The organism is Nitrospirillum amazonense (assembly GCF_007828045.1).
Lineage (GTDB): Bacteria > Pseudomonadota > Alphaproteobacteria > Azospirillales > Azospirillaceae > Nitrospirillum > Nitrospirillum amazonense_C.
Genome location: NZ_VITN01000024.1, coordinates 1 through 13,154, shown reverse-complemented (window position 1 = coordinate 13,154; position 13,154 = coordinate 1). Strand labels below are relative to the sequence as shown.

Genomic DNA, 13,154 nt, shown 5'->3' with positions numbered 1-13,154 from the left:
CATCTTGACAAAGTCCTTGCTGGGCGCATGCGGCGCCTTGGCATTGACCGTTTCCGCCGTCCAGGCTCAGGAAGCGAAGTCCGCGTCCAACCGCCCGATCGAATTCTATAATCCCGAGGGCCTGCCGCGCTGGGTTTATTCCTACGCGGTATCCACCGAGGGTTGGGTGAAGACGGCCTCGGTCAGCCAGATAAAGCCGACCGACCGGTCCGGCGACATCAAGGCACAGACGGCGTCCGCCCTGGTGGCGCTGGACAAGATCCTGGCCGAACACGGTGCCGATCGGGGCGCGCTGCTGAAGGTGAACACCACCTTCGTCGGCACGTCGCTGAAGCAAACCCAGGAAATCAGCGATGTGTTGAAGGCGTATTTCGACGCAAAGGCCGCGACCAGCAACGGTGCCATCGTCGCCGCGGACTATCCCGTCCGCACCGCGGTCGGGCAGCACACACTGGACGAGGCGAACCTCAAGGTGGTCCTCGACGTCCAGTTCGTGGATATGAAGAACACCCCCGCCAACCTAATCGCCGACGCCAAGGCGCGTGCCCAGGCCGACACCCATCGTGAACTGATCTTCGGTGGCGTCACCGCACAGCAGAAGGACTTCACCATCGAGGGGTACCCAGACCCGGCGCTGGAAGCGAAGGGCACTATCAAGAATCTGCAGAAGATTCTGGCCGAAGCCAACATGACCTTGAAGAACGTCAAGTCCTTGAAGGTCTATTACGTGGATCCAGAACAGACGGCCATGGCCTTCAGTTCCGTCCAACTGGCGTCGACCGACTCCACCTTCGCGCCCGAGCTGAAGGCCAGTGACAGCAAGGTACGCGCCTCGGTCGAAAGCGCGATCAAGAGCAGCCTGGCGGAAGCCGGCGTTTCCCAACTGCCGACGGTGACCTACGAAGCCGCGGCTGTGGATTGCGTCGTGCAGAACGCCGTCCTGGTTGAAGGCGTCGCCAACTAAGACGCCTTCCCGATGTCGCTGACTGCCCGGCGACGGCAGTCAGCGACATCTTCCACCCGTGTTGATGAAACGGGCGGCCTTGGGTCCCGCCGCAGGTGGCGGGTTTGGCCCGTCGCCTGGAACACCTCGCCCGCGGGAGATTGCGACTTGACCTTCGCGCCAGAACCTATTACCGGCCGGCCCACGCCGGTTGTGCCTGTCGACGGCGCGCCCCTTCCCGCTTCCCACGCCCGGCATCCCGCAGCCCTCGGCGATGATGCGGGTGGCGGCGCCCCCTTCCCCCTGACACCCAACCAGTTGGCGATCTGGACACACGAGGCTCTATTCCCCAACACGCCGGCCTACACGATCGGCGGCTGCTTCCGACTGGCACCCGGTGTCGACGCCGCGCGCATCATCGCCGTGCTGCAGCGGGTCGTGGAAAGCCACGAAGCGTTGCGCCTGCGTTTCCGCGAAACGCCCGATGGCCCCCGGCAATACGTCGCCCCCCTGGACGGATATGCACAGGAAAACGGCCCGGGGGACGACAGCGCGTTCGGGATCATGCCGCGGCAGGACGGCAACGACTGGGATCGTCTTATAGGGTTCGAATTGTGCCGCCCTTTCGATCTACTGGACAAGCCCCTGTTCCGCTTCAACGTGCTTGAGCGCGAACCATCCGCCGGCCACCTCCTGCTCATCATCCTGCATCATCTGATCGGCGATTTCAGTTCGATTGACCTGATCGTCCGCGACCTGGAGCAATCCAACTTGGGACTGTCCCCGGGGGAGGCGACGCCATTCTCTCGGGCGGCCCTGGGGCAAGCCCCGGAGCCGCCCGCGAAACAACCATCCCTGGGACAGTCCTGGCGGCAAGCGGGACATCTGAACACCCACGCCGCAGCCCGCGACAACCAATACTGGACGCGGCAACTGGGTCCGCTGGTCCAGGCCGGCGCGGCCAAGGCGGCGCGCCTTCCCCGCCCGGCCGCCCCCCGCTTCGTCGGATTCGAGGTGCGCCGCCGCCTTTCCCCCGCCCTAACGGCCCGCGTACGAGCCCTGGCCGGGCGGTTCGCCGTCACCCCCTACATTCTGACCATGGCCGCCTTCCTGCTGATCGAAGGCTGGGAAACGGGTCGGCGGCGCCAGATCATCACCACCACCATGGACCTGCGTGACAGGCCCGATCTGCGCAATACCATGGGCTACTTGGTGAACATCCTACCGCTGGGCGTCGAATGGGAGGACGAGTTGTCGTTCCACGCGCTCTGCGTCCTTGTCCAGGACGCTTTCCGCCGCGCCCTGCCCCACCGGAAATTGCCGTTCGCCCAGTTGGTGCGCGATTTGCGCCTGGTGCGCGACGCGGGCGCCCAGCCTTTGAGCCAGGTGCTTTTCACCTGGCTCAAGTTCGATGCCGGCTTCGGCCACGACCATGTCGGCAAGATGTTCGTCGACACCTACGTGCCCGCCCGGAACCTGCGCGCAGGCATTACCCACGACGTGGTGCTAACGGTGGAGGACCGCCTGGACACCTATGAGTGCTGCTGGCGCTTCGACGAGGATCTGTTCCAGCCTGCGAAGGCGCAGGAAGTCGCCGGGCGCTACCAGCGCCTCCTGGAAACGCTCGACGACAGCGGCAACGCCCTCTTGGGCGACCTTTTCCAGACTCTGTGCCGGGGGGAGGCCGCGAATGAGAGCTTCGAACTGTGATGGGGCCGCGTTCCCCACGATCCATCCCCAGGCCACCCACAACCCTTTCCGCACCGGACGGACGGCATGAACACAGCCCTGCTTGATAACGGCCGCACGGCGGCGTTCCTTGAAGACGGCGGTTCCCTGATCGACCTGCTGCGCATCCGGGCGGAGGGCGGGGACAGCGCTGCTTACATCTTCCTGCGCAACGGGGACGATCCATCCGAGCCGCTGACCAGCCGGACCCTGTTGCGCATCGCCAACGGCATCGCCGTCAAACTGATGGAGCACAAGCTCAAGGGCGAGCCCATCCTGCTGATTTACAATTGTGGGCTGGAATTCATCGCCGCCTTCTGGGGCTGCCTGCTGTCCGGCAACATCGCCGTGCCCGTCGCGCCGCCGCGCGGCGATCAGCGCCTGGGCTGGTTGACGGAGTTGGCGGCGAACAGCGGCGCCCGCGCCGTGCTGACCGACGGCGGCCAGCATACCCGCCTGAAGGCAGGCCTGCCGGTGGGATCCATCCTGTCCCGGCTTCCCTGGATAGAGACGGACCTTGCAGTGGGCCCGGACACCATCGCCGGCCCCGCCATCCGCCGGGACGCCGTGGCGGTGCTGCAGTATACCTCGGGCTCCACCGGTCGTCCCAAGGGCGTGGTCCTGACCCACGACAACATCATAGCCAATGAAGATATGATCTGCCGGGCCTTCAACCATGCCGAGGGTGCCGCCACGGTCGTCGGCTGCCTGCCCCACTTCCACGACATGGGCCTGTTCGGCAATCTTCTGCAACCGCTGTATCTGGGCTCCCTTTGCGTCTTCATGTCGCCAGAGGCCTTCGTGCAACGCCCGCAGCGGTGGCTGAAAGCGATTTCCGATTATAGAGGAACGACCAGCGGCGGTCCGAACTTCGTCTACGACCTCTGCGCCACCCGGATCCAACCCGGAGGGATTGACCTCGACCTTTCCTCATGGTCGGTGGCCTTCGTGGGCGCGGAACCCATCCGGCCAGCGACCCTTAAGCGCTTCGCCGAGGTGTTCGAGCCCTATGGCTTCCGCCGGGAGGCATTCTTCCCGTGCTACGGCCTGGCCGAGGCTACACTTTTCGTAGCCGGCGGCAATCTATCCCCCGGCGCGCCCTGGTCGGTCCAAGGCCCACGCGGCACGGAGGTCATGACCTGCGGCCCCATCGTGGAGCCGCAGAAGCTGATCGTCGTCAACCCGGAGACCTGGCTGCCCCAGCCGGCGGGACAAGAAGGTGAGATCTGGCTGCGCGGGCCCAACGTAGCCAATGGCTACTGGCAGAACCCCGTCTCGACCCAAGGGACGTTTGGCGGCCTCACGGCCGAGGGCGACGGCCCGTTCACGCGCACCGGCGACTTAGGCTTCGTACAGGATGGGAATCTGTTCGTCACCGGCAGGATCAAGACTATCATCATCGTCGATGGCAACAACCTGCATTCGGAGGATCTGGAGGCGGTCGCCGGCCACGCCCACGGCTCCATCGCCGCCGGTGCCTGCGCGGCGGTGGCCGCGCCGGGCGCCAGCGGGGAGGAGATCGTGATCATCGCTGAAATACGGCGCGCCTTCATGAACAACCTGGACAGCGTGCTGGTGGGCGACCTGGTGCACCGCAAGATCGCCGAGACGTTCGGCGTCGCCCCACGGGCCGTCGTCTTCGTCCGGGCCGGCGGAATTCCCCGCACCAGTAGCGGCAAGATCCGGCGAGAGGCCTGTTGCCAGGCCCTGCTGGCGGGTGAGTTGCCGGAATTCGCCCGCTGGCAGCGCATCGGCCCCAGCGGCGCGGATCAGATTCAGATGAGCGAGACGGCCATCCGGATCCGCGGCTGGCTGGTGGCGACCATCGCCGAGCGACAGGGCCTGCTTGAGGACGAGGTGGCGACCACCGATCCCTTCCCCGTGCTGGGCCTGGACTCCAAGGATGTCTTCGAACTAGCCTATCAATTGTCGGCCTGGCTGGGGCGCGAGTTCGACCCCATCGTTTTCTGGGAAAATCCCACCATCGATCAACTCGCCTGCGGATTGGCCGAGATCGATGGACACCTTTGACATCCGGCCCGCCGGGGCCCCTACCTTCAACCCATTCGATCCCCGTTTCATCGAGGATCCCTATCCCACCTACCGCCGGCTGCGGGAACAGGCACCGGTGTTCAGCCTGCCGGGGTGCCTCGGTCGCGATTGGATCGTTACCGGCCACCGAGAAATAGAGCAAATTCTGGCAGATCCGGCCTGCCTGGTCGATGACCTGCCCCTCCGGGTCCGCCGCCTCGCCTCGGAAGGCGCCGCCGACGACGACGTCGCCCCCCTGTGCGACGCGCTGGCCCACTGGTTGTTCTTCATGGACGAGCCGGCGCACGGCGACGCCCGCCGGCGGATTGCACGCCATTTCAGTAAGATTGCGGCGGAAAGACTGCGCCCTATCCTGCGGAACCACGTGGACACGCACCTGACGCCGGAAGCCCTGGACGGCGGCCTCAACGTCCTGCCGGCCTTGGCGGGTCCCCTCCCCGCCCTGGCCGCGGCCCTCATGCTGGGATGGGAAGACGTGGACGCGGCGCAGCTGGCCCGCCTGTCCAGTGGGATCTTCACCGTCTTCACACAGCCCCTGCCCCTCGCGCGTTATGTGCTGATCGGCCGACAATACGCTGAACTGCGCGATCTGGTGGCTGACCTGTTGGCCCAGCGAACGCGGTGTCCGCGCGACGACCTGGCCACCCTGCTGCTGGATCTGGAGGCCGAGGGAACCCTGGACCGGGAATGGACAATGGCTATCTGCGCCATGCTGCTCAGCGTGGGACAGGACACGGCGCAAAGCCTGATCGCCAACGCCTTGAACGCCCTCGCCACCCACCCTGATCAGGCTGCGGCGCTGGCCGCACATCCCGACCTCGCCGGAAAGGCGGCACGGGAATTGTCCCGCTATGACGCACCGGTCCAGATGATTGTCCGCACCGCGGCGGCGGACATGCGGCTGGGCGACGCGCACATCCCGGCGGGTGGGCGTCTGCATCTGTTCTTGGGCGCGGCGCTACGGGATCCGCGCATGCTGGCGCAGGCCGAAACTCTGGACATCCGGCGGGGGGAGTTCAGCATGCTGGCCTTCGGCGGCGGCGCACACTTTTGCCTGGGGTCGCATCTGGCTCTGCTGGAGTTGGAAATCGTCCTCGGGCGCCTGGCGCCGCTAATCGCCGGCCGGCGCCTGGTGCGCGATGTCATCGCCTGGCAGCGTTATCCGCACATGCGCGGCCCCACGCGGCTGGTCATAAGGACGAGGGAATAGAGCGGACGCGGGTCACGACTGCAGTTGCCCCCCAAAAGTTCGCATCAGCCGCCCCGCGGCCGCGCGGTCACGGCGTCCGTGGCCCCCTCCAGCGCCCCATCCGGCCGGCGCTGGGCCACGATCATGAACGCGACCGCGACCAGCGCGCTGGCGAGGAAAAACACCGCGCCGGGATGGCGTTCGCCGTCGGCCCAGGTGAAGACAGCAGTGGAGATGACAGGCGCGACGGCAGAGGCCCCGCCATAGCTGGCCATCAGTCCGCCCTGAAGCATGCCCTGCGCCTCGGCCTCCACACCGCGCGAGGCCAGCGACTGGATCGCCGGTGGCACCAGCCAGCCCAGCGACGCGACGACAAGGACGGCGTAAAGCTGCCAGCCCGCCGTCGCCAGACCATACAGCAGACAGCCCGCCACCGACACAGCCAGGCCAATGAGCAAACCGGCCCGCCCGCCCAGGCGGCCCAACACCGGCCCCACCAGTCCGCCCTGCACCACCGCGGCCATCAGGCCAAACACGGTCAGCGAAAGCCCTACCTGTGCCGCCGTCCAGCCGAAACGCACCTGGGTAAACAACACCCAGATGGACTGTATCATCAGCATGGCCAGATGATACAGCAGCAGGGCGGCCAGCAGGGGCTGGAACTGGCGATCGGAAAACAGGCGCAAAAGGGGAGCGAGCGGGTTGAGGCCACCCCGGGGCAGCCGCGTTCCCGGGTATGCTTCCGGTTCCACCTCGAGGCGTCCCCCCGGCCGCACCCGACTTTCCCTCAAGACCAGCAGGGAAAAGAGGGCGTTGGCGGCCGCAAGCCCGGCGGCGCCCCAGAACGGTGCGCGTAGGCCAAGCCCCGCCATCAGCCCACCGACAACCGGGCCGACGATGAAGCCCAAGCCAAATGCCGCCCCCACCCAGCCGAAGCCGTGGTCGCGTCGTTCCGGTGGCAGGATATCGGTGAGGTAAGCCGAGGCGGTGGGAAAGTTGGCGCCACATATGCCGGCCAGCAGACGGCCCACGGCCAGCGCCACCACCGACGAAAACGACGCCATGATAGCGTAGTCGACCATGGCGCCGGTCAGCGTGACGATAAAGATGGGCTTGCGCCCGAACCTGTCGGAAAGCTGGCCCAACAGGGGGCTGGCGATGAACAGCCCGACGGAATAGAGCGATATGATTCCTCCATACGTTAGGCTCACCTGGGCCGGGCCGGTGCCGGAGAAGGTTTCAAGCAGGCCGGGCAACGCCGGAATGATCAACCCGGCGCCCAGGGAATCGAAGAAGATGATTGACAGGACGGCTGCGATCATGTGCTTCCGCGACTGCGCGGGGGCGGCTTGCATGCGGCGAATCCTCAAAGTGATGCGTGTGGCGGACTGTTCACGGGCAATGGGCGGGCAAACATGGGCGGCGGGAACGTCAGGAGGCTCTTGAACCGCGACTTTTCAAATGAGACCTTGGGGGCCCCACTGGAAGACGGCCCATGATGGACAGCCAGCACCAGGATGTCGCCCCACCGCCGGCCGAATTGCTGGAATACCTGGCGGCGTATCCGCCGCCTGTGGGCGCGCTGTTCCTGCCCGCCCGGGACTTCATCCTGCGGACGGCCCCGCAGGCCAACGAACTGATCTATGATTCGTACAACGCGGTCGCCATCGCCTTTTCCTTCACGACCAGCATGCGTGAAGGCTTCTGCCACCTCGCTGCCTATTCGGGGCATGTGAACCTCGGGTTCCATAATGGCGCGGCGCTGCACGACCCACAGTGCAGGCTTGTGGGGTCGGGAACGTCGGTGCGCCATATCCGCCTGGGCGCGACAAGCGACCTGGACGACCCCTACGTCCTGGAACTTGTGCACCAAGCCATCGCCGATGGCGGCATCACGCCAGCGCCCGGTCACCGGTCAGTCAGCATCATAAAGCCCCGCTCCCCCACCCGCCGGCGGCCCGGTCCGGGCGGCTGAACCTGGCGCCGTCACCGGGCGGCCGTGTCGTCGGAAAGGCTCTGGTCGATCTGTCGGTTGAACCAATCCGGTTCGTCCAGCATGACGAAGTGATGGCCGGTTTCCGACATGGCGAACTTCACCCGCCGCAGGCCAGCGTACTGGGCGTGGAACTCCTGCTCGATTTGGTCGCGCGTGGCGCCTTCCGTGCCGGCCCACGTCTCCACCACCAGCGTCGGAGCGGCGAAGGCGCCGAGTTGGGGGCGCAGGTCGGTGGTGAGCACCTCATACATCGTGTCGGCCACAGCCGACTGGTCCGCCGCCAGCCCCCAGCGGACAACCTTTTCGAAATCCGCGTCGCTGGCCACCTGACTGCGCGTGGAGGGGCCACGAATGAACTTCTCGTACCGCGCCCGTGACTGGTATTTAATGGACAGGCGGGTCGCCGTCGCCAGCGGCTTCGCCAGGGTCACGGAATCGATGTTGAACCAGACGCGCGCCTGGAACGGCAGGGCATCGACCAGTACCAGCTTACCAACCAGGTCGGGATACCGTTCCGCGAATTCTAGCGCGATGTTGGCGCCGATGCTGTGCCCCACGATCATGGGACGCACCAATCCCTTGACGCGGATGTAGTCGGCAAGTTGATCCTCCACCGTTCTGGTGAAGCTATCGTGTGAGGCGTCGGACTGCCAGGCCGCCTGGTTGGCTGCACCGGCCAAGGTCAGTACATGAGTTTGCGCCCGGCCCTTTAAATGGGCCACGGCGCCATCCCAGACTTCCCCCGGCGCGGATAGGCCAGGAATGAATATAACAACGGCCGGCGCCTCCGTTCCTTCCACCACGCTGGAAAAAGTCTTTGACGTCTTCGGCGCATCCGCCGCCGCCGCCGCGCCCATCACCAACATGGTGGCGGCAACGGCTACCCCCCCCAATAAATGCTGGAAGGCCATGGATCCATCTCCATTTTTAAAACTGAATCGGTGAACGAAAGCGAAATGGCTGCGCCAGGCGCGCCAAGTCAAAGGAAATATAAACTGGATTGTACGGCGGATTAGTCCCCTGAATGAAGACTATGTCAAAAGGATTGAATTGTTCGCGTCGGCCGTCATTCGCCCCGTCCATCGCCGGGATCGACTTTTTCTCAATCATAGCGTGAGAATCATGCAACATCAAATGAAGTAAAATAATCCATCAGGATTATAGACGAATGGCCAGGCTCCATATGCTCCGCCCCTCCCGCAATACGCAAGGTTGCGCATGTGCGGCGAGTGCGCGGACTGCAGGAGGGAACTTTGCCGGATCTGACGCGGTTTGACGCCCGCGACCACCGAGGAAGCCCAACTTACGCCTGCCCCCTCCTGTCAGGTCCGATCAATGCCCGCCCTCCCCTCCCGCCGAGCCCCAGGCCGCACCTTCATTTAAGTCACGCTGAGTGACTGGCTGAGCGGCGCCCGGTTCGCCGGTCAGGGTTTGAGCGGCTGCGCCGCCAGGTAGACGGTGCTCCACAGTGGGGGGACCACCAGGAATTTAGCTTCGCTGGCCTTCGGCTCGTGCTCGGCGGGGTCATCGTGAGCAAGAAGAAGGCCCCTATGGCCCGGCGCAAAGAGCCAGTTATTCCAGACGCGATCCTGGACCAGTTGCTGGCCGGTGCTGACACCAAGACGGCGTTCGAACAGAACGGCCTGCTTGAGACGTTGAAGAAGGCTTTGACAGAACCTGCCTTGAAAGCGGAACTGAATCATCATCTTGCGGATGATGATGGCGGCAATCGGTGTAACGGCTATGGACGCAAGGCGCCCGAGGCCGCGTTGACCGCCTTCGAGGCCGGGCCTCGGGGCGAGAAACACGCCGCCATCGGCAAGGCCTGGCCCCGGGCGTGGCAAGAGGTCATTCCGTTCTTCGCCTTCCCGCGCGAAGTCCGGCGGATCCTTTACACCTGGGGACACGATTGGGGACACGATCGGCCGGCTCACACCGGCGACGCATGAGCGCTCGGAGCAACTCAGCACAACGGGGATTCACTTAAGCAATAAACCAGCCAAAATGTGATAAATTAAGATGAAATGTGACCGCTTGTGATCCTTTGTGAACCCCATTAACTGAATTTCTTCCTGAATATAGAGCGTATTCTACAGATTTATACTTGATTGATAATTGAAAAAATTCCGGGTATATACCTTAGGATATATCATTGGCGGCGTGCGGCTGAATCTCGACTGCCGAACAATTCGCTGCAATCATTATTGGGGGCGTTAATGTCGCGTGGGGTTGGGGTCATTGGCCGGCGTAATCGTGCTCTGCTGAAGGCCGGTTCATCGTTGCTGATGTTGGGTGTGGCTTTGGCCGCGCCGCGCAATGGGCAGGCGGCACTGACCACCATCTCTTCGTCCACGCCCTCGGTCACCATTGCCAGCACGTCGAACGGCTACACAATTCTGTCCAACGTCTCTGTCGGGACGTTTGCCAATGGCGGCACCATAAGCAATGGGACGGCATACCCGATTTCCAATAGTGGCACGATTGGGTATCTGATTAATAGTGGCCTAATCCAGGGAACTGGAAATAAAAATGGCATTGGCAATGCCATCACCATCGGCACACTGATTAATAGCGCGAACGCCACTATATCGGGCGCCACGGCCATCTATACCAGTGGCCTATTGGACAGCCTCGTCAATAACGGAAACATTGTCGGTTCGGTTAGCGGTGTATTTAATGGCTCAAGGCTGAACCATATTTACAATAGCGGCCGGATAACCGGAACCATAGGTTCCGGCATTTTTAGCGGTGGCGGTACCATCGGAACCATCGAGAATGTCGCCAGCGGCACGATTTACGGTTCAATCGGCATAGATGACGTCAATACGATCAGCGCCATTATAAATAGTGGCCAGATCACCGGCTCATTCACCGCCATTCAAAATACCGGCGGGCTTGATCAAATCACGAACGCCGTAGGCGGCACGATTTCAGGTTCCACCATCGGTGTGCTGAACACCGGCGAAAACGTTCTCAGCGGCCCCCATCAAGTCTTTGTTCCGGCGACCATAGGGTCGCTCCTCAACAGCGGCGTGATTCGCGGCGCGGCGATCGCGGACGGGTTCGGCGTTTCCAATGCCGGCGTTATCAGCATATTGACCAATACCGATTCGGGGATAATTAGCGCCGGTACCGCCATTAACAATCCGCAATCGATCGGCACGCTGGCCAACAGCGGCACCATCACCGGCGCCAATTACGGCCTGTCCAACGGCGGTACGATCAATGTCGTGACCAACGCCGGTACGATCTTCGGTGGGACATCCCAGGGGGTGGCCAACGGCGGCACGATCCTGACCCTGACGAATTCAATCTCCGGCACCCTTGCCGGGAATACCGGCCTTTATTCCTTTAACACCCTGGGCACGCTGATCAACCAAGGTCTGATCAAGGGCACGGCCTACGGCTTGTTTAATTTCACGGGACAGACGATTGGCGATGTCCGCAACAGCGGCACGATTTTCGGCACGTCCGCCGGCGTGGCCAACACCGGCATCTTCAACACGTTCGTCAATTCCATTGGCGGCACCATCTTCGGCACCTATGGCGTCCATTCCAGTGGCACGGTCAAGACGATCATCAATAATGGCGCGATCAGCGGCTCGCTTTATGGGGTGAACAACGAAGCGATCGGCACGTTCGGGACGATCATTAACAGCGGCCTTATTAAAGGTACCTCGGTCGCCATTAATAACCTCGGCAGCATCGGCGTCCTGAGCAACAGCGGCACCATTTCCGGCGCCTATGGCGCCCTGCTTAACCTCAACACCGTTGGAACGGTGGCCAACTCCGTTGGCGGTACCATTTCCGGTACCAATGGCATCCACTCGTTCGGCTCGATCAGCACCGTTGTCAATGCCGGTACCATCCTAGGTTCGCAGAATGCCATTTTCATCCGATCCAACGGCGGGACCATCGGCACCATCAGCAATAGCGGCCTGATCCAGGGGTCCGCGTTCGGCATCGCCAGCAACGGTGCCGTCAGCGTCGTGACCAATACCGGCACCATTGGCGGCACCTATGCCATCGGCGGCTTCGTCTATACCATCGTCAACAGCGGCGTCATCGCCGGCACCATCTCAGATTCTACGACCATCGGGCTCACCATCGCCGGCGGGGCCAGCGGTACGGCGGGAACGCTGACCGGGTTCAACGGCCACGGCGTCATCATCAATAACCGTAGCGACCTGTATTTCAGCAGCGGCAGCCTGTTGCTGGATGACGACATCAATATGGTGTTGGGTACGATAGGTACCCACACGGCGGTGAACGCCGGTGCTTCCCTGACGCTGGCCACGCTGACCAGCATCACCGGCAACTACAGCCAGACAGCGGGCACCCTGGCGCTGGGAAACAACACGCTGGTGGTCAGCGGTGCTGCCAGCCTCACCGGCGGCACGGTGGTCTCCTCGGTCGCCAGCACCAGCAATTTCCTGGTGGGCGATTTGGCCGCCACGATGGTGCAAGGGGGCGCCGGCTCGAACTACACCGGCGTTGCCGTCATGACCAGCGGCGCGGCCATCGTCGGGGCCACCGGCGGCTTGGCCGTAACGGGCACCACCATCGGCAACGCCCTGCTGGCGGTCAGCCTGAACGACTATATCGGCACGGTCCTGAGTGCGCTGAACAATACCAGCGCGATCACCGCCGCCCGCACCGCCCTCACCGTCCAGACCACGGGCAGCATCGGCACGCTGACCAACAGCGGCACCTTGGCCAGCAACACCAACAGCGGCATCGCCTATGGCATGGTGAACAGGGGTACTGTCGGAACGCTGCTCAATAACAGCGTGATCAGGGGCGCCGGCAATAGCGATGTCGGGCTCTACAATTTCAGCGCCGCCGTGATCGGCAGCATCGACAATGCGGGGTTGGTGACCGCCGGCGCCCGCGCGGTACGCAATTCGGGCACCATCGTCGCGTTCGACAACAGCGGCACCATCACCGGCAGCCTGTCCGCCGTCCTGAATTCGTCCGCCCTCAACATCCTGAACAATTCCGGCACCATCAGCGGCGTCGTCCGCGCGCTGGAAAATGCCGGCACGCTGGGCAGCATCAGCAACAGCGGCATCATCACAGCCGCCACCGCCTTGTCCAACACCGGCAGCATCGGGGTGCTGGCCAATAGCGGCGTCATTGCCGGCAATATCATCAACGCCTCGGCCAACGCCCTGACCATCCAGGGCTCTAACGGCACCTTGTTCGGCACCTTCACCGGCCAGTCGGGCCTGGGCAACATCACCAGC

General features: G+C 63.5%; 9 protein-coding genes and 1 pseudogene. 8 read left to right on the top strand and 2 right to left on the bottom strand.

Annotated elements, in window-relative coordinates; translation table 11 throughout:
• Window positions 1-16 precede the first annotated feature (16 nt).
• From FBZ89_RS25655 to FBZ89_RS25640, 4 genes are all read left to right on the top strand, one after another.
• Window positions 17-964, top strand: coding sequence for a RidA family protein (locus FBZ89_RS25655; RefSeq protein ID WP_186457581.1), 948 nt, complete (start codon window positions 17-19; stop codon window positions 962-964).
• A gap of 12 nt (window positions 965-976) precedes the next feature.
• Window positions 977-2,653 carry a condensation domain-containing protein gene (locus FBZ89_RS25650; RefSeq protein WP_145753395.1) on the top strand — a complete coding sequence of 559 codons (1,677 nt, stop codon included), beginning with the start codon at window positions 977-979 and terminating at the stop codon, window positions 2,651-2,653.
• A gap of 66 nt (window positions 2,654-2,719) precedes the next feature.
• Entirely contained in the window at window positions 2,720-4,702 is a 1,983-nt protein-coding gene (locus FBZ89_RS25645; RefSeq protein WP_145753393.1) for an AMP-binding protein, read from the top strand.
• Window positions 4,689-5,933, top strand: a complete 1,245-nt coding sequence (locus FBZ89_RS25640; RefSeq protein ID WP_145753391.1) for a cytochrome P450 — start codon at window positions 4,689-4,691, stop codon at window positions 5,931-5,933. Before FBZ89_RS25645 ends, FBZ89_RS25640 begins: the two co-directional genes overlap by 14 nt.
• Before the next feature lie 44 nt (window positions 5,934-5,977).
• On the opposite strand, the gene FBZ89_RS25635 is transcribed toward FBZ89_RS25640, so the two are convergent.
• Window positions 5,978-7,234 (bottom strand): MFS transporter, encoded by a 1,257-nt coding sequence (locus FBZ89_RS25635; RefSeq protein WP_186457580.1) that lies wholly within the window; start codon window positions 7,232-7,234, stop codon window positions 5,978-5,980.
• Between the two features lie 173 nt (window positions 7,235-7,407).
• Between FBZ89_RS25635 and FBZ89_RS25630 the strand changes: the two genes are divergently transcribed.
• Complete coding sequence (locus FBZ89_RS25630; protein ID WP_145753387.1) at window positions 7,408-7,887, top strand: DUF1801 domain-containing protein; 480 nt, start codon at window positions 7,408-7,410, stop codon at window positions 7,885-7,887.
• Between the two features lie 11 nt (window positions 7,888-7,898).
• On the opposite strand, the gene FBZ89_RS25625 is transcribed toward FBZ89_RS25630, so the two are convergent.
• Window positions 7,899-8,630, bottom strand: a complete 732-nt coding sequence (locus tag FBZ89_RS25625; RefSeq protein ID WP_246172578.1) for an alpha/beta fold hydrolase — start codon at window positions 8,628-8,630, stop codon at window positions 7,899-7,901.
• A gap of 40 nt (window positions 8,631-8,670) precedes the next feature.
• Between FBZ89_RS25625 and FBZ89_RS31680 the strand changes: the two genes are divergently transcribed.
• The 3 genes and pseudogenes from FBZ89_RS31680 to FBZ89_RS25610 all read left to right on the top strand — a co-directional run.
• A complete protein-coding gene (locus FBZ89_RS31680; RefSeq protein ID WP_246172577.1) occupies window positions 8,671-8,853 on the top strand; it encodes a hypothetical protein in 183 nt (60 codons plus the stop codon).
• Window positions 8,854-9,458: 605 nt separating this feature from the next.
• Window positions 9,459-9,662 (top strand): annotated as a pseudogene (locus FBZ89_RS25615) (IS256 family transposase); the annotation flags it as partial.
• 462 nt (window positions 9,663-10,124) lie between these two features.
• A partial coding sequence (locus FBZ89_RS25610; RefSeq protein ID WP_145753381.1) for a beta strand repeat-containing protein occupies window positions 10,125-13,154 on the top strand: 3,030 nt, incomplete at its 3' end.

Bases quoted from the DNA above. Each gene is read 5' to 3' on its own strand.
- FBZ89_RS25640 (WP_145753391.1), top strand. From the start codon at position 4,689: ATGGACACCTTTGACATCCGGCCCGCCGGGGCCCCTACCTTCAACCCA.
- FBZ89_RS25650 (WP_145753395.1), top strand. From the start codon at position 977: ATGTCGCTGACTGCCCGGCGACGGCAGTCAGCGACATCTTCCACCCGT.
- FBZ89_RS25645 (WP_145753393.1), top strand. From the start codon at position 2,720: ATGAACACAGCCCTGCTTGATAACGGCCGCACGGCGGCGTTCCTTGAA.
- FBZ89_RS31680 (WP_246172577.1), top strand. From the start codon at position 8,671: ATGAATATAACAACGGCCGGCGCCTCCGTTCCTTCCACCACGCTGGAA.
- FBZ89_RS25630 (WP_145753387.1), top strand. From the start codon at position 7,408: ATGATGGACAGCCAGCACCAGGATGTCGCCCCACCGCCGGCCGAATTG.
- FBZ89_RS25635 (WP_186457580.1), bottom strand. From the start codon at position 7,234: ATGATCGCAGCCGTCCTGTCAATCATCTTCTTCGATTCCCTGGGCGCC.